Here is a 25,863-nt window from a genome sequence, read left to right as displayed (position 1 = left end):
TTCTCAAAGCTTCGCAAAAAAGTAAGCGCTTACGGTGAAGATACGCCTAGAATAAAGGTTGGATAGCCCCCCTTCATTAGTGCAGGGAGGCTCCTTTATTATTTATTCAGTGATAAGGTAATAAGTTCTTCCATCATGTCAGGATAGGACAGCCCGATTTCTCTTGCTGCGTCTGGAAATAAGCTTGTTGGTGTCATCCCTGGCAATGTATTTACTTCAAGAATAACAGGTGCACTTCCATCAGGAGGCACAATAAAGTCAACACGTGAATAAACTTCACAGCCGAGCGCTTCGTGCGCTTGAACTGCTTGCTTTTGTAAAAGAGCAGTTGTTGCTTCATCAAGGCGTGCGGGAACAAAATGTTCAGAGCCACCTGCTGCATATTTTGATTCATAATCGTAGTATGTGTTTTTTGGAACAATTTCAACAACAGGAAGAGCACGAACCGCGCCTTTTCCGCCCATAACGGCAACGGTAACTTCCGTTCCAGCTATAAATTCTTCGACTAATACTGTCGTATCATGCTTAAAAGCTGTCTCAATTCCAGCTTTTAAGTCTGCTAGCGATTGTGCAATCGTCAGACCAATCGTGGAACCTTCATGATTCGGCTTCACAACAGCTGGGAACCCGAATTCTAATGTCTCCACTTGTGCTTCTTTATACAATTTACGATCAAGAACAAGCTCTTTCGCCGTGCGAATGCCAGCTCCTTGGAAAAATTGTTTTGAGCGAGCTTTATCCATAGCAAGTGCGGATGCCATAACACCAGATCCAACATAGGGAAGCTTCAGCATATCTAGCACGCTTTGCAAGCGTCCGTCTTCTCCATATTTACCATGAAGACCGAGTACAACCATGTCTACGTCTAGTGCAATGATTTCTTGTAGGCGATCAGGATGAAAATCAACACCGACTACTTCATGGCCTTTTTCTTGTAGCGCTGTCATCATTTGTTTACCTGTTGATAATGATACTTCGCGCTCAGCGGATACCCCACCATACAATACTGCAATTTTCATTTTTTTACTCCACTCCTACATGAAAATATTCCCTTTTTGTGCTTCTCTTCTCTAAGGAAATCTTATCTATCATACCATGTATTAACGGGCTGTGTAACGCTCAACTTTAAATCTCTTTGTTCTACGCGACATAAAAAAACTCCCAGCATCACTGAGAGTTTAGTTAAAATGTTTATTAACCATCGAGATAGCATCCGCATTCATCAGTTCTTTTCCATACTCCATTACGCGATAACTTGTTATGGTGGAAGAACTACCGAATTCAGCAAGCAAAGCGATCAATGTATCTAGTTCGAGGTGATGAAAGTCTTGTTCATCAAACTTTAAATAAAAACGATTTTCAAACGAATAGAGAATTCCGCCAGCAATCGCTAGTGGCTGTAGACGTTTCGCTAAAGAAATTACATCTTCAAACGATGAAAATTCATAGAAAATTTCGTCACTCTCATCCATCGTTACTTGCATTTCGATATAATCTTCATCATAATCGTCTTCTAATTCATATTCGTTGTGTCCTTTTGTCACAATGACCACCATTCCTTGGGCCGGTAAAGCAAAAACTTCGACGGCAATGGGACCATCTGCTTTAAAGCCGACTTCATCGTCTGCTTCTGTCATCATGTCCCGGAATAGCTGATGAACTTTAGGAATATCCTGCCATATTTCATCCTTGGATATGCCGCGTTCTTTTAAGTCATCAAACGTTAGGAAGATTTTGATTTTATTATAAGTTAATCGCTCTACCCGCATTTCTAGTCCCCCTTACGATCGATTCCGCTTCTCTTACTACACTATATGACTCTTAAGAAAGTTGGTGATAATGAGTTAAGAAGCGGTCGTTAGTTTTCTTTCAACGATTGGTGAATCCAATCTTCCCACTCAGATTTTGTATTCCCTATTATCATGTCTTTAAATTTATTTTTTATATCATTGGATAAATATTCAATTCCAGGACCACCAACCCCAATTTGAAGCGCTGGATAGTGTGCCTTCGTTTGTGCTAACCATTGTGTCGTTTGGAGCGCGTACTCGCCCATCGTGCATGATACGAATACCCATTTCGCCTCTACCTCCTCTACTACAATAGGAAGATCTTCTGGCGGGATGCCTTCTCCAAGATATATAACGGGAAAGCCTCGCTGACGAAGAAATAAAGTAAAAATAAGCAGCCCAAGTTCATGCGTTTCTTGCAAGCCACAGACAGCTATTACTTTAGGTAAATAACGATCAACCGGTAAATGGTACATGACGTTTCCGATTTTTGCTTTTAAGAACGAGCTTGCGTAATGTTCATGAGCAACGGTAATCTCGCGTCGTTCCCATAGATGACCGATTTGTACGAGCAACGAACCGAGGACATCAATCGCTACTTTCTCAATGGAAAACAAACTAAAAGCGCGGTCAAGTACTTCCTTTGCTTGATTTTCGTCAAATGCTAACAACGCCCGTAAGAGCTCGTCCGCTAATTGTTTAGCATAATCTTGATGTTGTTTGGAATCCGTCGTTACTTCTTCTTTAAAGCTATGCTCTTTATGTTCTAACAAATCGACAGCTTGACTAATGGTAAACCCTTGCTCCACTTTGTTCATAAGCCATTTGATGATATAGATATGTTCATCTGTGTAAAGCCGGTGTCCTGCCTCATTTCGTTTCGGTTCAATGATGGCGTATCTTCGTTCCCAAGCTCGTAACGTTCCCGCTTGAATGCCTAGCATTTTTGACACGGCTTTAATATTGTATTTTCCTTGTTGTAAAGCCATTTCCTATATCCTCCAATAGCTGATTGTTCTCTTTAAGTATAGCCCAGAGGCTAGAATCTGTAAATTATGGTACTTTTCGAAACGGTAGACCTATGGAGGAGGTATTTCATGTTAAACGTTATTTTAACTGATTTTTTAGAAAAAGGACAGCCCTAACCTCTAGGGCTTGCCCTTTACTCTTCATGAATGCTAATAATTCGAAAGCCAGACTGCTTTAATTTTTCAATAAAACGATCAAATCTTGGTGTCTTTTCTACCTTCATAACCATCCGCCTTACAAGCTGATCGCTTTCATCAAAGGTTGTTAATGAAATAATATTTTCATGAAATTGTTTCGTTATTTCAGAGAGGCGGGCAATTCTACCCTCTGATTCTTGAGAAGCAAATGAAATGCGAACGCCTCGCTTTTTCATCCCAAAGGCGCTTTGAAATTGTTCGAGAACATCATAGCGCGTAACGATGCCTAATAATTTTTGATGTTTATCTGCAACCGCAACAATTGGCGTATCCTTGACCATTAATAACGTTCGTTCGAACACTTCATCTTCATGAATCCACTGATTTTTAAACGCTGCGATCTCAAGTGCTTTCGTTTTTTCTAAAAAAATAGCGCGCGTAAGATCACTTTTGTAGTATGCCTCATACAATGAATGACGGGTGATCATTCCTTTGAAACATTCATCCTGAATTACAGGAATGGCATCAAGGTCATACCGTTCCATCAGTTGCAAGGCTACAGCAGCCTTTTCATGCGCCGAAATCGCATGGGTTTTGCGCAGTGGAATCATATGACTTTTAACGAACATACCTTGCTTCACGCTCCTTATTTCATGTGCTATCGTAACTTTAAAGTTATAAGAATATTTAAAAAATTTATTGTAAATGTGTAAAAGATGCCTTATCATTACATGTATGAACTGATTTTGAATTGTTAAAGAAAGGAAGCGGTTTCCTATGACTTTAATGAAAATGAAAACAAAATCACTCGTGATGGATCAAGATTTTGCCTACAACGAAAAATTGGGGCTACCTGTAGAAGTGTACTGTCCCCAAGCTCACCAAACGATTGCATTTGGCCGAATCCAGGCACGAGATGATCGCTATATTGTCATCAATTCTGAAAAACATGCGCTTGATGATTACTTTTTCTTCGGTTGTCCTTGCGTTCACTAGTGCTATTTGTAATATAAATTAATGTTATGTGCCTCACTCATGTACGTTAGCACTTGATGTTTATAATTCTGCCGATCCGGTTGCGGCCACAACTCTTCACCGCGATCAATCATTTCTTTGCGCAAATTCTCAAATTCTTCACATGCTTTTTCATGTTGTTTGTTCAATCGTTTCCACTGAAGGCTTGCCAGAACAAAGTAGAGAGCCATAAACCATATTAAACGATCGCTCGCAATGGACATTACAGCTGTCCGAACACCCTCTGCCTCATTCCATTTAAAACCAAACACGTAAATAAACGCTAACGCGCCCATTAGTGAGCTATACACTCCCCACCATTTCATTTGTTTATCCGCATGATCCTTCTTTTCTTTTTTCTCAATGAGTGTTGTTAAAACAACTTTACAAAGATCCGAAATGTAAGGCTCGACCTTCCAGTAGTTGATGGCATTCATGTGTGCTCCCTCCTGCTAAAAAGCTATGCAGTGATGAAACAATTCATTCCGATTGCTTGTATTTCAGAAAACAATCGTAAAAAAACTGCCAGCAATTTAGGGCCGGCAGTTTTTTTACATTCTTATGACTCAATATGAACAGAGTGACTATCCCCATCCTCTGGAAGCGGTTTTGTTAGCTGTGGTAACCATAACTTCAAGGTGAAGGCAGCGATAATCAGTAATAAGAATAAACCAAGCAACCATTGGCTCAAGGAGGCTTTTCGTTTTTTAGGAGCGCCTTCTGTAGCTTCTTGGTTGCTTTTGTTTGCTGAGCGTTTTTTTCGACTGTGATACTCTTTCCGTGATGGAAGAGACTGATCGTTACTCACTGCGTCCTCCGTTGCCTAAACGATGCGTGCAGTTGCTAGTAGGCTTATCTCGCTGGATCCATGCCTAAAGCGGCAAACATGTTGACAACGTTCCTCCCCTCTTACCTATAAAGATTTATAGTTTGGTAACGTGTTACTCCCTTTTAGATCTTGTAACCATTTCCTTGATGGCGCGTGAAGATCCTCGTTTTGCTAGAAGCGCTCCGAGTAAAAAATCAATGAGAAAGTGAGCGCTCATGGGCGCTACTAAATTATCTGTACTTTCATATAAATAGCCTAGAAGGTAGCTTAATAGAACCGCTACACTAAATAGGACTGGTTTTTTCAGATAGCGAATATGTAGCAACGCAAAACAAATACTCGTTATATGTAAACCAAGCAGGTTTTGTAAGGCGCCTCGAAATAGCCATTCCTCACAAATGGCGATGACAAGCGTCAGCAACGCAATGTTTGGTAGTGATAATGATGAAAAAATCCGTTCATTAATACCCCCATCATCTACATATGAAAGAGGCAGCCATTTGTAAAGAAGCAAATTGAATAGAACGGTACCAATCGCTAGTCCCAAACCATATAATTCTGCTTTCGTATTCCACGTTACGTGTGACCATGGAAAAGAAGTGAAGAACATCAGTATACTTCCGGCGACTAAAAATAATAGTTGTGATAAATAGATATTAAGATATAATTCGGTATCACTTAATTGTTGAATCAATGCCGCTTGGTTTTTCTTGCTCATGTGAATCATCACTTTCCTGGTTAAAAATGAAACGAAGCTCACTTCGCCATGATGTTTGCAGTGGAGGTCGCAATTCTCTCTTTTGTTGTTCTAGAAAATGAACATCATGTCCACAGCAATAACTGCAACAATAAGGAGGTCGACCTACTTTTTGAAAGTCCTCATCAAAATATGTGATAATATACTCCCTTTTACAAAAAGAGCCTTGCGTCCATTGTATCATGTTCTGTAACATTTTTCGCTTTAGAGCTTTTCGGTACTCCATCCGCTCTATAATTTTCTCAATGGCTTTAGGTAGCTCTTGATTGGGAAGTGAATTAAAATACCCTTCACTCTCAAGTTGATAGAGCGTAAAATTAAGAGCTGATTCTCCCATCCCTAACGCAAAAAGACGAGAGGATGCGCTCTCACGATTCAAGCCTTCCATACGCGTGACTTGCTGAAGCTGCTGTTCGGTAGGAAATTCTTGTTGAATGAGGCGAGACGGTAGCTCTTCATCTGTTGGACTATACAACAAAATAGCCACACTTTGTGCCCCGTTTCTGCCAGCCCGTCCTACTTCTTGAACGTAAGACTCCATATCAGACGGAAGCTGGAAATGAATAACCCACGTAATATCTCCTTTATTAATGCCCATTCCAAAAGCATTTGTACTACAGATGCAGTCTAATTCATTTCGCAAAAACTGTTTTTGAATAAGCTGTCGATCAGTGGCCTCCATGCCGCCATGATAAGCGGCTACACGCTCGTGGCCGTCTTCTCTTAATGCTTGAGCTAAACGTTCCGCCCATTGTCGTGTAGCGGCATAAATAATGCCTTGTCCAGGTAGTTCTTTTAGTAATGATTGCAAGCGCGTCAGCTTATCTGCCTCGGTAGCAAACGTTTCGGTGACCAATTTAATATTAGGACGATCAACAGACGCAAGATGAGCTTCATAATCTTGCAAATGCAATTGCTGCACAATATCTTCTTGTACGATGTTCGTTGCCGTTGCTGTCAATGCAAGACACGGTGGGCGGCCTATTTTCTCTCTAACACTTCCTAACCGTAAATAGCTCGTGCGAAATTCATGACCCCATTGTGAAATACAATGAGCCTCGTCAACAACAAATAGCGATATGGTGCATCGTTTTAACTGCTGTACCACATAGGCATTTTGCAACAATTCGGGAGATATAAAGATAAAGCGGTACGATGACAGATTCGCTAAAACGTGGCGTCGTTCCTCCATCGATAAAAAGCTATTTAAAGCGACTGCCCGTTTTTCACCAGCAGCCTTTAACTGCTGCACTTGATCATCCATGAGCGAAAGCAGCGGCGAGACAATTAAGACAGGCGTGTTCCAAACATAGCCCGGCAATTGATAACATAATGATTTTCCACTGCCGGTTGGCATAAGCGCGAGTACATCTTTTCCTTGCAATACCGCTTCAATGACCGGTCGTTGTCCGTCGCGAAATGTTGGAAAGCCGAAGCGTTTATGGAGAATTTCTGTTAAATGCATCTTATTCACTTCCTTTTTTCCCAAGAACCAGTCGGATTTTAAAGTAGGATACATCTTGCAGTGCCTCTTTTAATGTTTTTAACTTTTTCGTTTTTAACGTCGTAAAGGCTGTTTGGATCGCTTGTTGCTCGTCTTTAGAAACAAAGGCATCAATAGAAAACGTAGGCACATGAATAGCCGCTTCTACTAGGTGATCTTCTAACGTGCTCCTTTTAATGTTGCGCCGACGAAGGATTTCTTGCGGCGTCATTCCCTGCTGCAGCAATTCATACGTTTTAGTAGCTGACTGCGTTAACGGTACGCTCTCTACCCCTATACTTGCCGCAGCCAACGTATGAAGCATCGGATAGAGCGTTGGTTGTTGAAGCGCTTCTTGTAAAAAATGATGAAGAACCGCTCGAAACCGCAAGGACACTTCTTCTTTTGATAGCGCTATCTGATCTGCTAGTTGCTCAATCGTTAGCCCTGTTCGGGTACGATGCGACATTCGCAGCACAAACAGCGTGGCGCTTTTCTCGTCTAGTTGATTGAGGAGAGTTAGCCATTCTTGATAGTGCTGATCTGCACTTGCTTGGCGCTCAGAACGCTTTGGCATGCAGCGCTTCACAATACGCTGTACATGAAAATCGTTACAAATTGGTAAAAAACGGGTGTCGTTGTGAAGTACGTGCGCTAAGGACTGTACGTAAAGCGATACTACATTAAAAAAAAGCGTCTCTGCTTTGCGATACTTTAAACTGTTGATCGTTAGAAGATACGGATGCTTCTTTTGCCATGTCTGAAGGGCTTGCGTCCCGAGTGAAGTCATACAATAGGTTTCTGCCGAGAGCGAGCGCACCCAACCATTTGCTTGAAGCTGTTTCACTTCTGTTTCTAACGTGGCTCGGTCCAGTGCCGGAAGCGCTGAAAATAAAAAAGAGGCATGGAATAACGTGCCATCGGTTAACGTCTGCGATGTTTTTTTGCCATTTAATAAATGAAGCACACCGGATAAGCTTCGTTCCCCATTTAGCTTTCCAATCGCAAAAAGAATTAGAAATTGTTGCATTATTTCTCCTCTCTTTCTCTCATTCCCTTCTATTTGTAAACGTTTCCGGTAAGAAAACTGCACATAACGGGATTTTTCTATTGAAAAGAGGGCTCACATTCACTTACAATATGAATAGCACGCATTAGTTACAAAGATTAACGAAATTGAAATGTATACGTGTTCGATTGTATCATTCTTACTATGATTAGGAGGTTATCACATGCCAAAGTACACAATTGTAGACAAAGACACTTGCATTGCTTGCGGAGCTTGTGGAGCAGCTGCGCCAGATATTTATGATTATGATGATGAAGGAATTGCCTTCGTTACACTTGATGAGAACCAAGGAATTGTTGAGATTCCTGATGTTCTTCTTGACGATATGCAAGATGCGTTCGAAGGTTGTCCTACTGATTCTATTAAAGTAGCTGACGAGCCATTTGAAGGCGACGCTTTAAAATTCGAATAGTTCTTTAGAAACCCTTCTCACATGTAGAGGGGTTTTTTCTATATCTCCATTTCATTAAAAATCAAATGATAACCATTGTCAATTAAATTTTATAGGAAGCGCCTTCATCATTGCTCTGCCTGACTTTTTGAAGGCTAGGCAGCCCGTTCTAGCCTCATCGTACAAAAAGATCTCTTTGAACTCTACGCTTTACTATGGTAAATTATCATAATATCTATCAATGAATTAGGAGTGAACAAAACATGTTTCAAGTTTTAGCAACAGATTCGATCGCAAAAGAAGGCCTTACGGTGTTAGAGAATGACTCCAATGTGTCAGTCATTTACGGATCCGTTGATGAAGCACCGACAACGATCGATGCCCTGATCGTCCGAAGTGCAACACAAGTGACGGCGGAGTTGCTAGCACAATTTCCCTCTTTAAAAATTGTCGCACGTGCTGGGGTAGGGACAGACAATATCGATATTGACGCGGCATCAAAACGCGGCGTGCTTGTTATTAACGCGCCAGATGGAAATACAATTTCGACAGCCGAGCATACATTCGCTATGATGATGTCATTATTGCGTCGTATACCACAAGCAAATCATTCCATCCTAGAAGGAAAATGGAATCGCTCTTCCTTTAAAGGTTCCGAGCTATTAGGTAAGGTTGTCGGAATCATTGGATTAGGACGCATTGGTACCGAGCTTGCAAAACGATTGAAGGCCTTTCAAACGGACGTTATCGTCTTTGATCCCTTTTTAACAGAAGAACGTGCCAAATCGTTACACGTTCAATCCGTGTCGCTTGACGCATTGTTAACAACAAGCGATATTATTACGGTGCATACACCGTTAACAAAAGAAACAAAAAACTTACTTTCTAAAGAAAACTTAGCGAAAACGAAAAAAGGGGTTTATTTCATTAATTGTGCGCGAGGCGGCATTTATGATGAAGAGGCGCTGTATGATTGCCTAAAAAGCGGTCATGCTGCTGGCTGTGCGCTTGATGTATTTATTGAAGAGCCGGCTACAAATAATAAGCTCGTACATTTGCCGAACGTTGTAGCGACTCCACATATTGCTGCTTCTACAACAGAAGCTCAATTAAATGTAGCTGTTGGCGTGGCGCAAGAAATTCACGGCTTTTTCAACGGCAAAACCGTTAAAAATGCCATCAATCTTCCGTCAGTACCTGGTGAGGAATTACAAAAAATTATGCCGTTTCATGAGCTTGCAAAGCTTTCTGGTCAGATTTTAAGTCAAGTCTTTACGTCAGGTGTGAAAGAAATTCGCTTGTCATTCTCAGGGACGATCACTGATCATGATACAGGGCTTGTCACGCGCGGTTTATTATCTGGATTTCTCATGCAACGCGTCGATCGTTATGTGAATGATATTAATGCGCCATTGATCGCAAAAGAACAAGGGTTTACCATTAGTGAAACGTCGCGTTCTGAAACGTACGGCTATGAAAATTGCTTACAAGTAGAAGTCATTGGAGAACATGATTCCTTTAGCTTGCAATCTACGTATATCCCGGGCTATGGTCCAAGGATTGTAAATATGAATGGCTATGTTACCGACTTTATGCCTGAGGGAGCCATGATTTACATTGAGCATGTTGATAAACCAGGGGTAATCGGCAATGTTGGTAAACTGCTTGGCGATTTAGACATTAATATCGCTTCCATGCAAGTCGGTCGTAAAAAAGCGGGTGGCGAAGCAATTATGCTCCTAACCTTTGATCATGAACTAACAAAAGAAACTGAAATGAAAATTAGGCAGTTAAAAGACGTCGTATCAGCAAAATCTCTTGCACTATAACGTACGACACTGCAAAAAGGATGGCAAAACACATCGCTGTGTTTTGCCATCCTTTTTTGACTTACTGATCAAGCGTTAAAAGAAATCTGCTACAGGTTACTATGATGTATACTCCTTTTTATAGGTACGACCGATTACAACGCGTTAAGCAATGTTTAAAAGTAGATTTCTTTGCGGTTGCCTTGCTCAAACGTCATGACCGTGGAATAGCCAACTTCTTTTGCTAAAGCAATGGCTTGATCATAGGCAAACCCAACATGCGCTGGTTCATGTGCGTCAGATGAAAAAACAATAGGAATGCCTTTTTTATAACACATTTCAAGAAGAACAGGCTCAGGATACATACGGCCAACCGGCTTTCTTAAACCAGCTGTTGAAATTTCCACACACGTTTTCGATTGACTAAGAGCATCTGTTGCTCGTTCATATTGTTCTAGCAAAAATGCCTCATCTTTCGGTATGTAGTTGAAAATTTTCACAAGATCGATATGACCCATAATGTCAAATAAGTTTGATTGCGCAAGCGTAACCACTTGATCATAATACGTTGTATAAATTTCATGAAGATCGCGACGATCCCACTCTTTGCGATATTCGGCAAGATCAATGCCAAAATCGCCATTCCAATGAACGGAGCCAATCACATAATCAAACGGATAGCGCGAAATAAAATCCGCCATTTCTTGATGCTTGCCTGGCGTATAGTCCATTTCAATCGACATTTTTACATCCATGCCTTTTTGATGCGCTTGTTGGAACAAGGCTACATAATCGTCCATATCATAATAGCGACGCTCTTCCATCCATGGCTTCGATACGATGTCTTTCGTTTGATAAAAATGATACGCGTGCTCGGAAATGCCAAAGTGCTTAATGTTTTTTTGCGCTGCCTGCTTTGTAAATTGTTCTAAATAGTCAAGGGTTAATGTCCCCTTTTCTAAATGATTATGGTAATCTGTCGGCATAAGGAAGCCTCCTTTTACTTTTCATAAAAATCCTTATCCCCTTTTGTACCATGAAATAACGATTGCTTCAAGTTCTTTCCCTCGCCTCGCCCATCGCGGGCTTTGCCAACTGTGCCTCCGATAAAAAGAATAAACAAACAGGCAGTGATCGCAATCACCACGAGAAAACGTCTACAATAATCAAGCATTGGCGCCTCCTAAAAAGAAAAAATCACCGTATTACTGTATGTGACCTAACGAAAAAAAGAACAAGAAAAAACCTTGTTCTTTTGCTCGTTTCATGAGAAACAAGAAAAATCGGGAACATCTTCTATTGTTCTACAGCGAATGGCAAAGAAATTGAGAATGTTGTCCCCTCTCCCCATTTGCTTTGCACCGAAATTTTCCCATGATGGTTATCAACAATGTTTTTTGCAATGGCCAAGCCAAGACCCGTTCCACCTTTTTTTCCTCGTGTTCGTGCTTTATCTGCTTTATAAAAACGCTCAAAAACAAACGGTAAATCTTCTTCGGCAATGCCAGAGCCATTATCGGCCACTTGAATAGATAACGTCGCTTCTTTTCGTTGCACGGAGATGGTTACTGTTCCCCCTTCAGACGTATGGCGTATGGCATTATCAATTAAATTCGTAAGCACTTGCTCCATGCGATCAGGATCGAAGGATGCTTCTGAATCATGGATGCCATTCATCTGCAACGTAACCTCAATGTTTCGTTCTTTTGCTAAACCGTTAAATTTCCGCACAACACGCTCAAAATATGACGGAAGATGCACCGTTACCGGGTGTAGTTTCATTTGACCTGCTTCAAGTCGTGCTAAATCTAGCAACTCACTAACGAGACGACCCATGCGCAGCGACTCATCGTGAATGATTTTAACAATTTCTTTTTCTTCTTCACGCGAACCTGCTACATCATCAACAATGGCTTCACTATATCCTTGTAGCATGGCAATGGGCGTGCGCAGCTCATGAGAAACGTTGGCGATAAAGTCTTTGCGCAATTTATCCGCTTTACGTTCTTCGGTCATATCGCGAAGAACAGCTACTGCACCGCGGACGTACGATTGATTGTACAGTGGGGTCATCACAATCACCCACGTTCGCCCTTGAAAGTTCATTTCAATGAACTGATTGTTTTCATGCATGACCACATCTTGAAACAGCTCTTGCAATGCTTCAGGTAGAGCGTCTTCTTTAAAGCCCATACCTTCGCGATAAGCGTGTAAAAAAGCTTGCGCAGGCGGATTAGAGACGAGCATTTTCATACGTCGATCAAACGTAATGACGCCATCTGCCATCGAGCTTAAAATGCCGGAAAGCTGTTCTTTTTCTTGGTTTAGGGCATTAATATTGTTTTTTAACTGTCGTCCCATTCGGTTAAATGCCATCGCTAACTCGCCAATTTCATCATGCGTAAGCATCGGCACTTTCATATCAAATTCACCACGCGCCATATGAGCTGCTGCTTCTCGCATTTTTCGCAGCGGAGCGGTAATCCGTGACGACAGAAAAAACGCAAAAATAGTCGTTAAAATAATGGCGATGCCCGCTGATAAAAAGATCAATCGCTTCGTATAATTCGTGTTTTCAGCAATGTTTTCAAGAGATTGATAAATGTAAACCGCACCTTTTTTGCCATTTTCCATGTGAAAAGGCAAACCGACAATTAATAGCCGATGGTGAATTTCTTTGCCGTTCATTGTAACAGGGAAATCGCCTTCTTCAACGCCTTTTTGCCCTTTTTTATAAACGTTTGCTAGCGTCTTATTTTGAAAAAATACGCTAACCGGTATATCCGGACCTCCTCCTTTTTTCGGAGAAGGCGCATAATACTCTTTTTTATCCATAATCACCATGGCATTTAATGAGTAAGCATCAACAAGTTCCGAAGAGATGCGAATCGCTTCTTCGCGACTTTCATAATGTTCAACGAGCTCCGTCATTTTCTGTGCGAGCTTCGTTAAGCGATCTTCAGCCTGTTCATCGTAATACTTTCCGACGAATTGCGTTAGTAGAATCGTAAGCGTAAATAAAACGACAGACACGAGCAAAATAATCGTTAACCAAAGCTTTCCGACTACACTTCGCCAAATCATTCTTCTTCAGAAGCCTCAAACTTATAACCGACTCCCCAAACCGTTGCAATCATAGCAGCGGCCTCAGCAGACACTTTATTAAGCTTTTCACGCAGCCGCTTTACATGCGTATCGACCGTTCGTAAATCGCCAAAAAACTCATAGTTCCACACATCTTTTAATAATTGCTCACGCGCATATACTTTGTCTGGCGTCTTAGCAAGATAATAGAGCAATTCATATTCTTTTGGCGTTAAGTTTACTTCTTTTCCACCTGCTAATACGCGATGGGCATCGTGATCAATGGTTAAGTGAGGAAAAACAATAATGTTTTTCGCCACAGATTCTGTTTCTAAAAACTTCGTAACGGATGATCGGCGCAGCAAGGCTTTTACGCGCAACACGACTTCACGTGGGCTAAAAGGCTTCACAATATAATCGTCTACACCTACTTCAAACCCTTGAATACGATTCATTTCTTCACCCTTGGCTGTTAGCATAATAACAGGCGTTGCCTTGCGCTGGCGAAGCTTTTCACACACTTCCATCCCATCCATACCAGGCATCATCACATCGAGTAAAATCAAATCATACGTTAAGGTTAACGAGCGATCAAGCGCTTCCTCGCCATTTTCTGCTTCATCTACTTCATAATTTTCTTTCTCTAAATACATCTTTAATAGTTTGCGAATGCGTTCCTCATCGTCGACAACGAGAATTTTTGCTTCTTTATCCATGAGATGTTCCTCCATTTCCTTTTGACGCTCTTCTTCTATCATACATGAACACGGTATCTAGTACAAAACCCTTCACGCTGTCTTTTTGACAAGGTCGTGAAGGGTTTATTTTACTTATGCGTAGGAATGTAAACCAGCTACGACTAAATTAACGGCTACTAAGTTAAACATAATAATTACGAAGCCAATCACACATAGCCAAGCTGATTTTTCACCATGCCAACCGCGCGACAAGCGAAAATGTAAATAGGCTGCATAAAATAAAAAGGTAATCAGGGCCCATACTTCCTTTGGATCCCATCCCCAGTAACGGGTCCAGGCTGCTTGTGCCCAAATCATAGCAAAGACGAGGGCACCAAGCGTAAAGACTGGAAAACCAATAGCAACGGAGCGATAACTAATTTCATCTATAAAGTCAGGATTTAAATTCATAAGCCTTGGACGGATGGCCGCAGCAATTCGCTTTCGTAAAATGAGACGGATGAGACCGTATAGTACGCCGCCAGCGAGCAAGGACCAGACAAATGTATTAAGCTTTTTCGGTGCATTTTTCCCATTAATCCATGAGGGTGCATCAACTAGCGGTCCAAAGTGATCATCCAGCTGCTCACCGTTATGAGGACCAATAAGCGCAGGCATTGTATACACATTTTCAAGCTTTTCGCCTTTCGTCCCTTTCCATGAAAACGTTGTTTCATAGTGAAAAGCAGCTGAGCCAGCACTAATGATGATAAAGCCAAGTACGCATAATAATAAGTAGATAATCGATTCTATTAACTTCGTTTTTTTCGATGATAGCTGTTGATCAACGACCCGAATTAAGTAAATAAAACCAGCGATAAACGAGATGGAGAGAATCCCTTCTCCAAGTGCAGCCGTCGTCACATGGATCTTTAACCAGTCGCTTTTTAAAGCCGGAATAAGCGGTGCAATATCACGTGGAAACATGCTGCCATAGGCAATAATTAAAAGGGCAATCGGCATCGCAAATACGCCTAGTGCATTGGCACGGTAAATGCCATATAACACAATAAACGCAAACACCATCATCATGCCAAAGAATGTTACAAATTCAAAGAGATTACTAACCGGGGCATGCCCACTTGCCACCCAACGGGTTATAAAATAACCGAGCTGCGTTATAAAACCGATGATGGAGAGACCATAGCCAATTCTGCCCCAACGCTTCGTATATGCGGCCTGTTTATTTTTTTTATCCGATAAAGAGAGTGCGAAAACGAGCGTGGCGATTAAATAGATAATAAAGGCGATATAAAGTAACGTACTACTTAGTTGTGCCATAATGAATTGCTGCAGTCGCAAGAAACGTTCTTCGTGCTCTGCAGCCTATTCACCTCTCCTTCTTTAGAGTAGATGGATTACGATTGATCCTGAAGAACAGGCATACCCGTTTCTTCGGAAATCCCTTGAAGCTCACGTTTCATCCCGAACCAATTTTTGTTCGTATGTGCCGCAATCAACCAGCGATCGCCTTCTTTTTTTAACCAAACGCGACGATGGTTCCAATACAAACCTTGTACGACCCCGATCATAAAGATAAGACCTCCAATGACAATGATCGGTAACGTTCGATCTTTTTTCACTGTTAACCCAGATACGTTTTTCATTTTTACACCAGACAAAGAAATTCGATATTTATTTTGACCAAGCTCAAAATTCTTTTGAATACCGAGCACGGCTCGTTCGCCTTTAGGAACGTCTGGTGCGATAATTTTCAATAACATAAGTGGATTTTCAGGATTATTATCTTTGGAACCGAGTTCTTTATTATTTTCGACCTTTACATTTTTATAATAGTTTTTCAGTGTAATGTCATAGCCTTTTTTCAAGTGATACGTTGCTTTTGGATTTGCTAGATTAACGGTAAATTCCCCAATTGTTTCATCGGTTTTTTTCCGTTTTAGTTTAAAAGAGAACGCATCTAATTGACTTGGCTTAAAATCGACTTGATAGAGTGAGAACGAATCAAATTCGAGCGGATCATTTACGCGAAGCTTGTAATCTTTCACTTTCGTAAGCTCTGGTTTAGCTCCTGGTAAAAAGTCTTTCTTTGTCTTATAAAGCGTCACATTGCTTTGATAATTACTAGGAATATCTGCACTCGATTTTTTTAAGGCTTCGGCAAACTTCGGATCGTTTTCTTTATACGTATCCATAATAAAACGATTGTTTTTTAAGTAGTACTGGCCATCTTCTGTTTTCGTTCCAGGTATGGCAAGCGTTTCTCCCTCTTTGATCCAAAGAGGCTGATCTAAATACATGTCTGGAAAAAAGCGCAGCATCGCTCCAATTAAAAAGAGAATAAGACCTGTATGATTGACATAAGGTCCCCAGCGAGAGAAGCGATTTTTCTCAGCTAGCCAATTGCCGTTTTCTTCTTTTACTTTATATCTTCGTTTCTTTAAGCTTGTCTTGAGCTGCTCAAGTGCAAGTGGTTGTGTGACTTCAATATACAAGCGCTGCCGATTCATAAAGCTATTATGACGCGTTACACGTTGATGCTTTAAGGCTCGATAAAGTGGAAATCCGCGGTCAATGGAAACGATGACTAAGGAAATTCCGAGAGCAGCCAGCAACAGCATAAACCACCATGAGCCATACAAATTCTCAAAGCCTAAGAGATAAAAGATTTTTCCTAACGTTCCATATTCTTCTTCATAATAGGTAGATGGGTCCGCTGTTGGCGGTATGTACATTTGTTGGGGAAAGATCGTTCCAATCGCTGCAGCAACCAGGATGAGAACGATAATCCATATGCCCACTTTAACGGATGAAAAGAAATTCCAAATTTTATCAATACTATGTTTTTTATACGTTTGCGAACGAACAGCGCCGCCTTCATAGCGCATATTGATGAGTTTTGTTGAATCTACATTTTGCAAAGGTTTCCCACATGCTTCACAAATTTCAGTTCCGAACGGATTCACATGGCCACATTCGCACGTAATCTTCTCCAATTTTTAAAACCCCCGTTACGGCTTGATGCGTTTCATATACTCTTCTATTTTTTCCTTGGATAATGAGTCACTTGTTTTTTCGATAATTTTTCCGTCTGCATTAATTAGCAAGGTCGTCGGAATTGGACCAATGCCATATAAGCGTGTCACATCTTTGGAATCGTCCATTAAAATAGGAAATGATAAATGTAAGCGCTTTTTAAAATCAGAAACAGAAATAGACGCCTCACCTACATCCACGGCAAGAATTTCAATTCCTTTGTCACGATATTGTTTATAAAGCTCTTCCATGTAGGGCATCTCCCGCTTACATGGATCACACCACGTTCCCCAGAAATTTAAAAACACGCCTTTTTTGCCTTTAAAGTCTGAGAGCTTCACTTTTTCGCCGTTCAATGTTGTCAGCTCAAAATTTGGCGCTTGATCTCCTACTTGTACATTTCCGCTCGTATCTTTAAATACGGTATTATAGAGCGTATAACCGACCGCTAGCGCAATGACAAGAAGAAGAACAGAACGGAGCACCAATCTTTTTTGTTTCTTTTTCAAAAGCTACGTCCCTCCATTCCGTATCCTTCCAATTCTACTATACCGTTTCCTGTTTTATCTATGTCCCCTATTTTTTGACGGTTGTGTGACAGCTTTTACACGTAACTGTTTCACTTCATGAGGTGTGAGCTCGCGAAATTCGCCAGGATTCAATCCTTTTACATCTAGGAATGAATAACGCTCACGCTTAAGTTTCATCACAGGGTGACCGATTGCTTCGAACATGCGACGGACTTGACGATTGCGTCCTTCATGAATAATAAGCTCAATAATCGCTGTTTGTTTTTTACGATCGCCTGAAATAAACTTCACACGTGCTGGTGCTGTTTTTCCATCTTCAAGTACAATCCCATGTTCAAGTTTCTTTAACGCTTCTCGCGTTGGAATACCTTTTACTTTGGCAATGTACGTTTTATCGACTTTATATTTTGGGTGCATCAGTTCATTGGCAAACATTCCATCATTCGTCATAATCAGTACACCAGATGTATCATAATCTAATCGTCCAACAGGAAAAACCCGTTGTTCTATAAGGTCTGTAAAGTAATCGGTTACTACTTTTCTTCCTTTATCATCTGATACAGCGGTAATGACACCGCTTGGCTTGTACAATAAGAAGTATACGGGCTGTTCGCGCTCAATTTGCACGCCATTGACTTCAATGCGATCTCTGCCGCCTACTTTCGTTCCTAGTTCAGTGACAACAGTTCCGTTGACCTTCACTTGTCCTTGCTGAATTAACTCCTCTGCTTTACGCCGAGAAGTGATGCCGCTTTGGGCTATCACTTTTTGTAATCGTTCCATGACTTCACCTCATGTAACATGATACTCTGTCGGCTTTCAATTCACAAGGTGTTTTGGGATATCTTTAGCTGAAATGTCCTATGGAACGTAAGAAATCAGCAAAAAACGCGTGTCCCCTCTTTTTAAAGTGGACACGCGTCTTGATTACTGTGTTTGAAACGCCTTATTTTGTTTTGGCTTTTCTTCATAACCATTTGGATTTTGCGACTGCCATTTCCACGTATCGCGACACATGTCATCTAATGTATGCACCGCTTGCCAGTCGAGATGTTGCTTTGCTTTTTGCACATCAGCATAGCACACTTCAATATCACCTGCGCGACGAGGCACAATCTCGTAAGCAAGCGACGTATCGGCAGCCCGTTCGAACGCTTGGACCATTTCAAGCACACTATAACCGACACCTGCACCAAGATTAAATGCTTCGACACCCTCATGATCACGGATATAAGAAAGCGCCTTTAAATGGCCACGTGCTAAATCTGTCACGTGAATATAATCACGCACACCAGTACCATCTTTTGTAGCATAATCCCCACCAAATACTTTTAGTTGCTGAAGTTTACCAATTGCCACTTGTGAAATGTACGGCACAAGGTTATTAGGAATGCCATTTGGATCTTCCCCGATCATGCCACTTTCATGAGCACCAACCGGATTAAAATAACGTAGCAATGCAACGCTCCAACGTTTCTCTGCATTCCCTACATCTCGAAAAATCTCTTCAATCATGAGTTTCGTACGTCCATACGGATTCGTCGCTTGTAAAGACGCCTCTTCGGTAATAGGCATTACCTCTTGATGACCATAAACGGTTGCTGACGAGCTAAACACGAGCTTAAAGACATTAAACCTCGCCATCACTTGGCAAAGCAGTACCGTACTTGCCACATTGTTTTGATAATAAGCAAGCGGCTTCTCCACAGACTCCCCAACTGCCTTTGATCCCGCAAAATGAATAACTGCATCAATACTCTGCTCACTAAAAATGCTTTGCAGCAACGCCTCATCCAATAAATCACCTTCATAAAACGTAAGCGATTGCCCCGTAATTTTCTCTACCCGAGCAATCGCCTCATATTTACTGTTGCTTAAATTATCAAGTACAATGACCGAATATCCTGCCTGCAGTAGCTCCACACATGTATGCGAACCAATATAGCCTGCTCCACCTGTTACGAGTATGTTCATTTTTTATATCTCCTTTACTTTTTACAATGATCCTTTATGTAGTACATCTATTAGATTGAAAATGATACCTTAGTAAACTAGACCGATTTTTTCCGTTAAACACATGATAACTTCCTCATGTATTGAGAGTACACACAGTCAATAAAAAGGCTTATTTCGCCCTCTCTATTATCTTATTTTTTACATATACTAGATTTAGAAGGAAGCGCGTATACGTTCATTCAAATTTTACCGTTTCCTTCTTTTAAATGCAATAAATGTTAGAAATAGATAGGGGTGTCATCTATGATGACAATAACAATAATGATTTCCAAAGAGCTAGTCTCTTTATGAGTAGTTATCTATTAGAATTAAAACGTTGGAATGTTAAAAATGATGGAAGTGATGCTGTTAATACTTCCAAAGGCATAAACGCCGCTTTCTTATGGGCATCAAAACAAAATTATACAGAACTTGTTTTGCCTAAAGGAACGTATCTAATTGATGAAACCAATCCACTCATACCGCAAAGCTTTATGACCTTCAATTTAGGTGGCGCAACGCTACGCATTCGTGATAACAGCTTGCCGAGTTATGCCATCATTTCTCTAAAAGCTAATCAAATCAATGTTCGTATTACGAATGGTAAATTAGAAGGCGATCGGTATACTCATAATTATGGAAGTGGTGGCACACATGAGTTTGGTATGGGTATTGAATTAAAAAACAAACTACAAATGATTGAAATCGATCATCTAGAAATTTGTAACACAACCGGAGACGCTATTATTGCGCTCACTTCTTATGGTGGTATTAACGATACGATTCAAACATTCATAAAAAATGTAGAACCTGGGTCAGTAAATGTTTCAAATGGAACGCTTGAAGCTAACATGGGGCGTATTCGTACAAAAGAAGCCATTCCCATCGTTCCTGATATGATTGCTGTCGGTTTTTTTGGTTTGTTTGGCGACAGTTATGGTGGTGTAGGTTCAGAAATAACAACGGATATGTACGATGTTATTTTCTATACTAGTAATGCCTCATTTCTTAGTGCCGTGACAAACGTACACTTTTTTGATACCGTTACCCTTCCAACAGGGGCAAGCTTCGCTCGTGTAGTTCTTCATCAAGCAACTCTTCCTTCGCCTTCGGGAAATACGCTTACGATTCGAACTCCCGAATTTTCTTCGCATTGTTCCGTTGAGTTATGTCACATTCATCATTGTCGGCGTCAAGGTGTTTCCATATGCGGAGCCAGATACTTTACTGTACGAAATTGTCATATCCATCATATTTCAGGTACTGCACCAGAAGCTGCCATTGACGTAGAAGATGGTTATGATATCAACCAATTTATTTATATTGATCAAAATAACGTGTATAACAACAATTATAGTTTTGTCGCTGTTGCTGGACGTCACCTCTCTTTAACGAATAACCGCTTTGTAGGTGGAGTGTTTACCATCAATAGTGAAGTGGATCAAGCCTGTGTTACGAACAATTACTTCATTAATACAAGTACCCTGCTATCAGGTGAATGTCAGTTTTCCACTAATCATCTAGATAACTGTCGTGTGCAATTAATGGATACGAAACCTGCTTCTATTAACCACTGTCGTTTTTATAATTCACCGATTAATTTTAATAAAACAAAAGCCTATTCTTCTCAACTAACAAGCAGTACCTTTCTTTTTGATGCAGAATTTTCCAATGTAACTCCAAATCTAGGATCGCCTCTTATTTTTAGCATTGAACCGCAAATAATTGCAGATTGTACATTCGAAGGAAACGGTATTGAAGCCTTTACAGCTGCTCCTCCAGCTGCCCATGATTGGCAGCTTACTAATGTGTCTTTTATTAATATTAAACATCGTGAAGGACGGCTTACCGGCTTACCGGCTGGAACGTATAACGGCTGTCGCTTCGTTAATTGTGGTACGTTAACCTATGGTACCAATCCTGCTTCCCGTCTAATATTCAACAATTGTTTCTTTCAATGGAGTGGTTATGATTTATTTTATTTAGATGCTCCAATTGCCTTATTACGACTAGCTCATTGTTTATTTGTCAGTAATACCGCCAGTAAAGCACTAACTAGTCAAGTGATTGGTGGGAGAATGGAGATTACAAACAATGAATTTATTTACACACTAACAAATGGCACAACGCCAATTCTCGATTTATGGGCCCAGTTTTCAGCAACTCAAGTCGTTATTACAAACAATACTTTCACGAGCAATCTACCGATTACTGCTATTCTTGCTACTTTAATTTCACCAACAACTCCATTGATTTTTAAAGACAATATTCTAAACAAAACGGTTAGCAAACTTGCCTCACAACATGTAAAAATGAACAATATCGTTGATCAAGTGTTACTACCATAAAAAAAACAAAAGCTCATGAATTCATGAGCTTTTGTTTTATTGTTGAACAGCTTTCGTTACAGACTGTTTCTGTTGCGTTACAAATCGTTGAATGGGTGTAACAATCCATTTCACTGCATATGAACATGCTAGGCTTAACAACACTAACCAAGCTAAAATAAGAACTGGATATTTTGGTGCAAAAACGAGTTCTGTAAAAAAAGATCCGTATAAAAACATATGCACAAGCCATATATTCGTTGAATGATCACCTAAATAGTGGAAGGCTCGTTGAATAAAGGCTGGCTTTTTTATAAAACTGAAGCAACAAATAAAAACAATGGCAATAAACGGTGCAATAAATAACGATTCAATAAACGCATGAAGGACAATTAAGCCTACGATGGCACACCCCGCAAGTGCATTTTTAAAGGGTAGCTTCATAGCCCAGCTTACGAACCGAGAATAGTACTTTTCTTTATAAAAAAGTGCACCAACTAAAAATGGTAACAATGACGTTCCATAAAGAACAATGGCATTTGTAACAATCCAAACCCATTCATTATCTAAAATAACCACTTGTTTAATTCGTTGTATATAGCTAACGATATACACTAACAATAGAACACTTATAACGGTTCGAGGTGAGGTTCGTTGCACCCAGCGAAATAAGAAAGAGGCTGTCAGTACGAGTAAAACGTATGTTTGTAAAAACCACCATGCGCCATTGTAACTATTTGATAATAAGGACGCATTTAGGAGAAACGCTTTAAAGCCGCCTTCTGTAAGCGTTGGATTGTTCATAACATAACCTAGCACAATAAACAGCAATAAGATTACCCAAAAGTTAATAAGCAACTTTAATATACGTTGAAACATCGGTTTTCCTTGCAATTTCTTTTCATTCGATTGATAGCTAGCATATAAACCATAACCACTTGCAAAACAGAAAATAGGTACGCACACATCACCAAATAATCCTAAATAATAGACGAGAGGCACATGATGAATCGTTGGAAATACATCGTAAAGACCACTCACTTCTTTTCGACAAAATAAATGGAGACTAAGCATGCCGAGTATAGCCGCACCTTTTAACATGGCAACTTCTTTTTTTGTTAATTCCATTTTGCACCTCTTTTCAAAGACGTTTATACTGCTTGCTTGTTTTTCATAAAACGACGCGTTCCTTTTATTTTGGAAAGAGCAATCGTTTTAATCATTGTAAAATCAGCGCTTCGATAAAAGAGCGCGACATACAATGCGTTCGGTAATAGCAAACTAAGAATCGCCTTGTACATAATCATCATAAATGTCGAACCCTCGCCTAGCCATAATCCCGACAGATGAACACCATAACAACACAATACCGTTAATGCCGTATACAAACCATATCGATAATAGTAAGAAATGACAGGCTTCTTAAATAAATGTTTGTATACGATAATCGGCTGTGTAAAAAATACTGTTGCTAGATTACTAAGGAGCGTTCCTAAAAAAATACCAGCCAATCCTAAATAATGAACAAAGATTAAAGCACTTCCTAAGTTAATAACACCTTCAATAATAGGTGCATAACGATCTTGAGCAAACAACCCCGCTTTGTTTTTAAACGTTGATATAGAGTTGCGTAGACCTGTAAGGTAGAAGTTGACTAAAACAAGGATAAATGTAATATTAGCGAGAAGTAATCCCCGTCCTAACCACCAATTGATAAAGGGTTCTAACACGTTGTATAAAAAAACAACCGCTATCGAGTAAATCCAAAAGTTTACAAAATATGAAACTTTAAATATAGCATAATTTTTCTCGACTGATTCGGTTGCAATTAAATTGCCGACACTATTACTAATTCCTCCGAGAACAGGTAACAATAAAGCTTCTAATTGTTGAATAATCATCGTATAGTTTGAATACAAACCAACTGTTGCTACATTAATAAAAATGGAAATTAAAATATTGGTTGTACCAAACACAAGAAAACCGCCAATATTATGTAAAAACATCGCTTTTACATTTGTTTTTAAATTTTCTTTTGTTTCGTGATCCACTTTGTATTTCTTTTTTGTTTTTATATACGGATAGCGCTTGTTTACAATACGGCCGTTATACATGTTTTGAAGAACATAAAGCACAAACTCAATTGCTAAATATAGTATAAAGTTTTTTGTAAGCACTAAAACAACAATCTTACTAACATTAGTAATTACTTGAAATAATAAGTTGGCCAGTGCGAGAACATACCCTCGTTGATCTGCGTTGATCAGTGACCACTTATGTGCATTTAAATAAGACACGATGTTTTTTGCTACAAACAAAGAATAAATAATCCACAGAAAAGCGATAGAATCGGAGCCTTTCATAATATAACCGAGAAATGGATATAAAGCTGCACTAATAATTAGAACAATTGCCGCTAAACCGCTGTATGCTTTCTTATACAATTGAACGAGGGCAATAATCTTAGGTTCGTTTTGTTCCGCTAGTGGTTTGTATAAATTATAGACAATGCTAATCCCGATTCCACTTTCCACTAAAGCCATTACCGAAAGTACATTCGTTAATAAACCGTTGATTCCTAAATATTCAATGCCTAAACTGTCTAAAAATACTTTTCGTGAAACAAAGCCTAGTACGACTAAAACGATTTGTGATAATAGACTAACACCAATATTTCGTAAAGAGAGATTTGTTCTCATACATGCGTTCCTCTTTTATTATTTAAGTGTTTCATATCCACTTGCTGATCTGTAAGAATTGCTTTTATCTCCTCATACATTGCTGTCTCATCAAATGGTAGAATTGTAGCGTAAGGTTCATGTTCTAATTGCTCTCTTGCTCCACTAAAATCGGTCGTAACAATTGTTTTATGCAAACAGCGAGCCTCTGCTAACGTTAAGCAGTAGCCTTCATGACGAGAAGTTTGAACGTACAAATCACTTTGTGCTATGTAAGGATAGGGATTTTTTTTAGCGCCTACTAAAATAAAGTCGTCTTCCAAAGAATGCTCCTTAATTTGTTGTTCGTACAACGCACGCGCATCGCCTTCCCCTACACAATACCAACGCACCTTATAGCCAGCTGTTTTCAGTCGTTTTAATACCGAAATGCCCAAATCTTGTCCTTTTTCATATGACAACCGACCAACTGTAACAATTTTAAAGCCCTCGAACTCATAATCAAACGTAATCACTTCTTGTGCTTGTCGTATAATTTCATCTTTTGCAATATGGTTTAACTTCACTTCTGTTTTCCCAACTGTACTCGGTACTTTTTGTTCTAGTTGCATCTTAGCTTCCTTTGAAACAATATAAATTCGTTGAAACTGTTGATACAGCTTTTCATATAATTGCTCATTAATTGCATGCTTTTGAACATCGAAATGAACCCAAGCAATCTTATGTTGTGCCTTCATACGATGACCAACATAGAAGTCTAATAGATCAGTGGGCCCTTGGTAAGAAATGGCGATATCATACGAGTCTTTAACGTATGGTACTTTTTTCATGACCTGTTTATAAAATGCATAGCGATCATTCTTATACTTGGACCATAAATACGTAGCTACAAATTCAATGGCAGCAACGATCTTCCCTTTTTTCAAATACCGTTTCAATGATACTTGCGGTGGATCTGTAATTACTGGTTTTATTGTTGAATACCAGTCAGTTTCTACTACTTTCACCCAAGAAGGCAACTCACCTAGCAATTCACCTTGTTTTTCTAGCATCATAATGGTTACGTCATAATCTTGTGGCGATAGCGTCGACAGTAAAGAAAGCAAAGACTTTTCAACGCCGCCTATTCTCATACTTGAAATCATAAAAACGACTCGTTTCACCGACGCACACCTTTCTTTTTTCCTGACCTTTAAGAACGACTGTTT

The 25,863-nt window shown here is 40.0% G+C and carries 25 protein-coding genes; 4 read left to right on the top strand and 21 right to left on the bottom strand.

Annotated features, from left to right (window positions below; all coding sequences use genetic code 11):
- Positions 1-98 precede the first annotated feature (98 nt).
- From A374_RS03290 to A374_RS03275, 4 genes are all read right to left on the bottom strand, one after another.
- A complete protein-coding gene (locus A374_RS03290) occupies positions 99-1,019 on the bottom strand; it encodes a D-alanine--D-alanine ligase family protein (protein ID WP_007200759.1) in 921 nt (306 codons plus the stop codon).
- Between the two features lie 159 nt (positions 1,020-1,178).
- Positions 1,179-1,769 (bottom strand): genetic competence negative regulator, encoded by a 591-nt coding sequence (locus A374_RS03285; protein ID WP_007200758.1) that lies wholly within the window; start codon positions 1,767-1,769, stop codon positions 1,179-1,181.
- Positions 1,770-1,858: 89 nt separating this feature from the next.
- A complete protein-coding gene (locus A374_RS03280) occupies positions 1,859-2,779 on the bottom strand; it encodes a MerR family transcriptional regulator (protein WP_007200757.1) in 921 nt (306 codons plus the stop codon).
- Between the two features lie 173 nt (positions 2,780-2,952).
- Positions 2,953-3,585, bottom strand: coding sequence for a CBS domain-containing protein (locus tag A374_RS03275; RefSeq protein ID WP_007200756.1), 633 nt, complete (start codon positions 3,583-3,585; stop codon positions 2,953-2,955).
- Positions 3,586-3,733: 148 nt separating this feature from the next.
- Here A374_RS03275 and A374_RS03270 point away from each other — a divergent pair, with 148 nt between their 5' ends.
- Positions 3,734-3,952 (top strand): hypothetical protein, encoded by a 219-nt coding sequence (locus A374_RS03270; RefSeq protein WP_007200755.1) that lies wholly within the window; start codon positions 3,734-3,736, stop codon positions 3,950-3,952.
- Positions 3,953-3,954: 2 nt separating this feature from the next.
- Here the strand turns inward: A374_RS03270 and A374_RS03265 are convergent, their stop codons facing one another.
- From A374_RS03265 to A374_RS03245, 5 genes are all read right to left on the bottom strand, one after another.
- Entirely contained in the window at positions 3,955-4,407 is a 453-nt protein-coding gene (locus A374_RS03265) for a DUF2663 family protein (protein WP_007200754.1), read from the bottom strand.
- 122 nt (positions 4,408-4,529) lie between these two features.
- A complete protein-coding gene (locus A374_RS03260) occupies positions 4,530-4,778 on the bottom strand; it encodes a hypothetical protein (protein ID WP_007200753.1) in 249 nt (82 codons plus the stop codon).
- A 133-nt stretch (positions 4,779-4,911) separates the two neighbouring features.
- Positions 4,912-5,517, bottom strand: a complete 606-nt coding sequence (locus A374_RS03255) for a CPBP family intramembrane glutamic endopeptidase (protein WP_007200752.1) — start codon at positions 5,515-5,517, stop codon at positions 4,912-4,914.
- On the bottom strand, positions 5,474-7,021 hold the full coding sequence (locus tag A374_RS03250; protein ID WP_007200751.1) for a RecQ family ATP-dependent DNA helicase: 1,548 nt from the start codon (positions 7,019-7,021) through the stop codon (positions 5,474-5,476). The genes A374_RS03255 and A374_RS03250 overlap by 44 nt, the downstream gene beginning before the upstream one ends.
- A 1-nt stretch (position 7,022) precedes the next feature.
- Positions 7,023-8,069 (bottom strand): YpbB family protein, encoded by a 1,047-nt coding sequence (locus tag A374_RS03245; RefSeq protein WP_007200750.1) that lies wholly within the window; start codon positions 8,067-8,069, stop codon positions 7,023-7,025.
- A 202-nt stretch (positions 8,070-8,271) separates the two neighbouring features.
- Between A374_RS03245 and A374_RS03240 the strand changes: the two genes are divergently transcribed.
- Entirely contained in the window at positions 8,272-8,520 is a 249-nt protein-coding gene (locus A374_RS03240; protein ID WP_007200749.1) for a ferredoxin, read from the top strand.
- 242 nt (positions 8,521-8,762) lie between these two features.
- Positions 8,763-10,328 (top strand): phosphoglycerate dehydrogenase, encoded by a 1,566-nt coding sequence (serA, locus tag A374_RS03235; RefSeq protein ID WP_007200748.1) that lies wholly within the window; start codon positions 8,763-8,765, stop codon positions 10,326-10,328.
- Between the two features lie 155 nt (positions 10,329-10,483).
- On the opposite strand, the gene A374_RS03230 is transcribed toward serA, so the two are convergent.
- The 9 genes from A374_RS03230 to galE form a co-directional block, all read right to left on the bottom strand.
- The gene (locus A374_RS03230) at positions 10,484-11,293 is read right to left on the bottom strand and encodes a histidinol-phosphatase (RefSeq protein ID WP_007200747.1); all 810 of its coding nucleotides are present in this window, start codon (positions 11,291-11,293) and stop codon (positions 10,484-10,486) included.
- A 14-nt stretch (positions 11,294-11,307) separates the two neighbouring features.
- Positions 11,308-11,481 (bottom strand): hypothetical protein, encoded by a 174-nt coding sequence (locus A374_RS20460; RefSeq protein WP_156793121.1) that lies wholly within the window; start codon positions 11,479-11,481, stop codon positions 11,308-11,310.
- Positions 11,482-11,603: 122 nt separating this feature from the next.
- Positions 11,604-13,391, bottom strand: a complete 1,788-nt coding sequence (locus A374_RS03225; protein WP_007200746.1) for an ATP-binding protein — start codon at positions 13,389-13,391, stop codon at positions 11,604-11,606.
- A complete protein-coding gene (locus A374_RS03220) occupies positions 13,388-14,107 on the bottom strand; it encodes a response regulator transcription factor (RefSeq protein WP_007200745.1) in 720 nt (239 codons plus the stop codon). Before A374_RS03220 ends, A374_RS03225 begins: the two co-directional genes overlap by 4 nt.
- 114 nt (positions 14,108-14,221) lie before the next feature.
- Positions 14,222-15,409, bottom strand: coding sequence for a c-type cytochrome biogenesis protein CcsB (gene ccsB / locus A374_RS03215; RefSeq protein WP_007200744.1), 1,188 nt, complete (start codon positions 15,407-15,409; stop codon positions 14,222-14,224).
- A 77-nt stretch (positions 15,410-15,486) separates the two neighbouring features.
- Positions 15,487-17,085, bottom strand: a complete 1,599-nt coding sequence (gene resB, locus A374_RS03210) for a cytochrome c biogenesis protein ResB (RefSeq protein ID WP_007200743.1) — start codon at positions 17,083-17,085, stop codon at positions 15,487-15,489.
- A gap of 15 nt (positions 17,086-17,100) precedes the next feature.
- A complete protein-coding gene (gene resA, locus A374_RS03205; protein ID WP_007200742.1) occupies positions 17,101-17,634 on the bottom strand; it encodes a thiol-disulfide oxidoreductase ResA in 534 nt (177 codons plus the stop codon).
- A gap of 54 nt (positions 17,635-17,688) precedes the next feature.
- Positions 17,689-18,438: a pseudouridine synthase gene (locus A374_RS03200; protein WP_007200741.1), complete on the bottom strand. Its 750-nt coding sequence runs from the start codon at positions 18,436-18,438 to the stop codon at positions 17,689-17,691.
- A gap of 144 nt (positions 18,439-18,582) precedes the next feature.
- Complete coding sequence (galE, locus tag A374_RS03195) at positions 18,583-19,629, bottom strand: UDP-glucose 4-epimerase GalE (protein WP_007200740.1); 1,047 nt, start codon at positions 19,627-19,629, stop codon at positions 18,583-18,585.
- 329 nt (positions 19,630-19,958) lie between these two features.
- Between galE and A374_RS03190 the strand changes: the two genes are divergently transcribed.
- Complete coding sequence (locus tag A374_RS03190; protein ID WP_007200739.1) at positions 19,959-21,998, top strand: right-handed parallel beta-helix repeat-containing protein; 2,040 nt, start codon at positions 19,959-19,961, stop codon at positions 21,996-21,998.
- A 36-nt stretch (positions 21,999-22,034) separates the two neighbouring features.
- On the opposite strand, the gene A374_RS03185 is transcribed toward A374_RS03190, so the two are convergent.
- From A374_RS03185 to A374_RS03175, 3 genes are read right to left on the bottom strand one after another with little or no spacing between them, the layout of a single operon-like run.
- Positions 22,035-23,105 (bottom strand): acyltransferase family protein, encoded by a 1,071-nt coding sequence (locus A374_RS03185; protein ID WP_007200738.1) that lies wholly within the window; start codon positions 23,103-23,105, stop codon positions 22,035-22,037.
- Between the two features lie 23 nt (positions 23,106-23,128).
- Positions 23,129-24,676: a lipopolysaccharide biosynthesis protein gene (locus tag A374_RS03180; RefSeq protein ID WP_007200737.1), complete on the bottom strand. Its 1,548-nt coding sequence runs from the start codon at positions 24,674-24,676 to the stop codon at positions 23,129-23,131.
- Positions 24,673-25,818, bottom strand: a complete 1,146-nt coding sequence (locus A374_RS03175) for a glycosyltransferase (protein ID WP_007200736.1) — start codon at positions 25,816-25,818, stop codon at positions 24,673-24,675. Before A374_RS03175 ends, A374_RS03180 begins: the two co-directional genes overlap by 4 nt.
- Positions 25,819-25,863 lie beyond the last annotated feature (45 nt).

Source organism: Fictibacillus macauensis ZFHKF-1, from assembly GCF_000269865.1.
In the GTDB taxonomy this organism is placed as follows: Bacteria; Bacillota; Bacilli; order Bacillales; family Fictibacillaceae; genus Fictibacillus_C; species Fictibacillus_C macauensis.
This window is presented reverse-complemented; position numbering and strand designations above follow the sequence as displayed.

Bases quoted from the DNA above. Each gene is read 5' to 3' on its own strand.
- galE (WP_007200740.1), bottom strand. From the start codon at position 19,629: ATGAACATACTCGTAACAGGTGGAGCAGGCTATATTGGTTCGCATACA.
- A374_RS03180 (WP_007200737.1), bottom strand. From the start codon at position 24,676: ATGAGAACAAATCTCTCTTTACGAAATATTGGTGTTAGTCTATTATCA.
- A374_RS03185 (WP_007200738.1), bottom strand. From the start codon at position 23,105: ATGGAATTAACAAAAAAAGAAGTTGCCATGTTAAAAGGTGCGGCTATA.
- serA (WP_007200748.1), top strand. From the start codon at position 8,763: ATGTTTCAAGTTTTAGCAACAGATTCGATCGCAAAAGAAGGCCTTACG.
- A374_RS03250 (WP_007200751.1), bottom strand. From the start codon at position 7,021: ATGCATTTAACAGAAATTCTCCATAAACGCTTCGGCTTTCCAACATTT.
- A374_RS03275 (WP_007200756.1), bottom strand. From the start codon at position 3,585: ATGTTCGTTAAAAGTCATATGATTCCACTGCGCAAAACCCATGCGATT.
- A374_RS20460 (WP_156793121.1), bottom strand. From the start codon at position 11,481: ATGCTTGATTATTGTAGACGTTTTCTCGTGGTGATTGCGATCACTGCC.
- A374_RS03225 (WP_007200746.1), bottom strand. From the start codon at position 13,391: ATGATTTGGCGAAGTGTAGTCGGAAAGCTTTGGTTAACGATTATTTTG.
- A374_RS03200 (WP_007200741.1), bottom strand. From the start codon at position 18,438: ATGGAACGATTACAAAAAGTGATAGCCCAAAGCGGCATCACTTCTCGG.
- A374_RS03270 (WP_007200755.1), top strand. From the start codon at position 3,734: ATGACTTTAATGAAAATGAAAACAAAATCACTCGTGATGGATCAAGAT.
- A374_RS03240 (WP_007200749.1), top strand. From the start codon at position 8,272: ATGCCAAAGTACACAATTGTAGACAAAGACACTTGCATTGCTTGCGGA.
- A374_RS03285 (WP_007200758.1), bottom strand. From the start codon at position 1,769: ATGCGGGTAGAGCGATTAACTTATAATAAAATCAAAATCTTCCTAACG.
- A374_RS03290 (WP_007200759.1), bottom strand. From the start codon at position 1,019: ATGAAAATTGCAGTATTGTATGGTGGGGTATCCGCTGAGCGCGAAGTA.
- A374_RS03190 (WP_007200739.1), top strand. From the start codon at position 19,959: ATGAGTAGTTATCTATTAGAATTAAAACGTTGGAATGTTAAAAATGAT.
- A374_RS03230 (WP_007200747.1), bottom strand. From the start codon at position 11,293: ATGCCGACAGATTACCATAATCATTTAGAAAAGGGGACATTAACCCTT.
- A374_RS03255 (WP_007200752.1), bottom strand. From the start codon at position 5,517: ATGAGCAAGAAAAACCAAGCGGCATTGATTCAACAATTAAGTGATACC.
- ccsB (WP_007200744.1), bottom strand. From the start codon at position 15,409: ATGGCACAACTAAGTAGTACGTTACTTTATATCGCCTTTATTATCTAT.
- A374_RS03245 (WP_007200750.1), bottom strand. From the start codon at position 8,069: ATGCAACAATTTCTAATTCTTTTTGCGATTGGAAAGCTAAATGGGGAA.
- A374_RS03265 (WP_007200754.1), bottom strand. From the start codon at position 4,407: ATGAATGCCATCAACTACTGGAAGGTCGAGCCTTACATTTCGGATCTT.
- A374_RS03280 (WP_007200757.1), bottom strand. From the start codon at position 2,779: ATGGCTTTACAACAAGGAAAATACAATATTAAAGCCGTGTCAAAAATG.
- A374_RS03220 (WP_007200745.1), bottom strand. From the start codon at position 14,107: ATGGATAAAGAAGCAAAAATTCTCGTTGTCGACGATGAGGAACGCATT.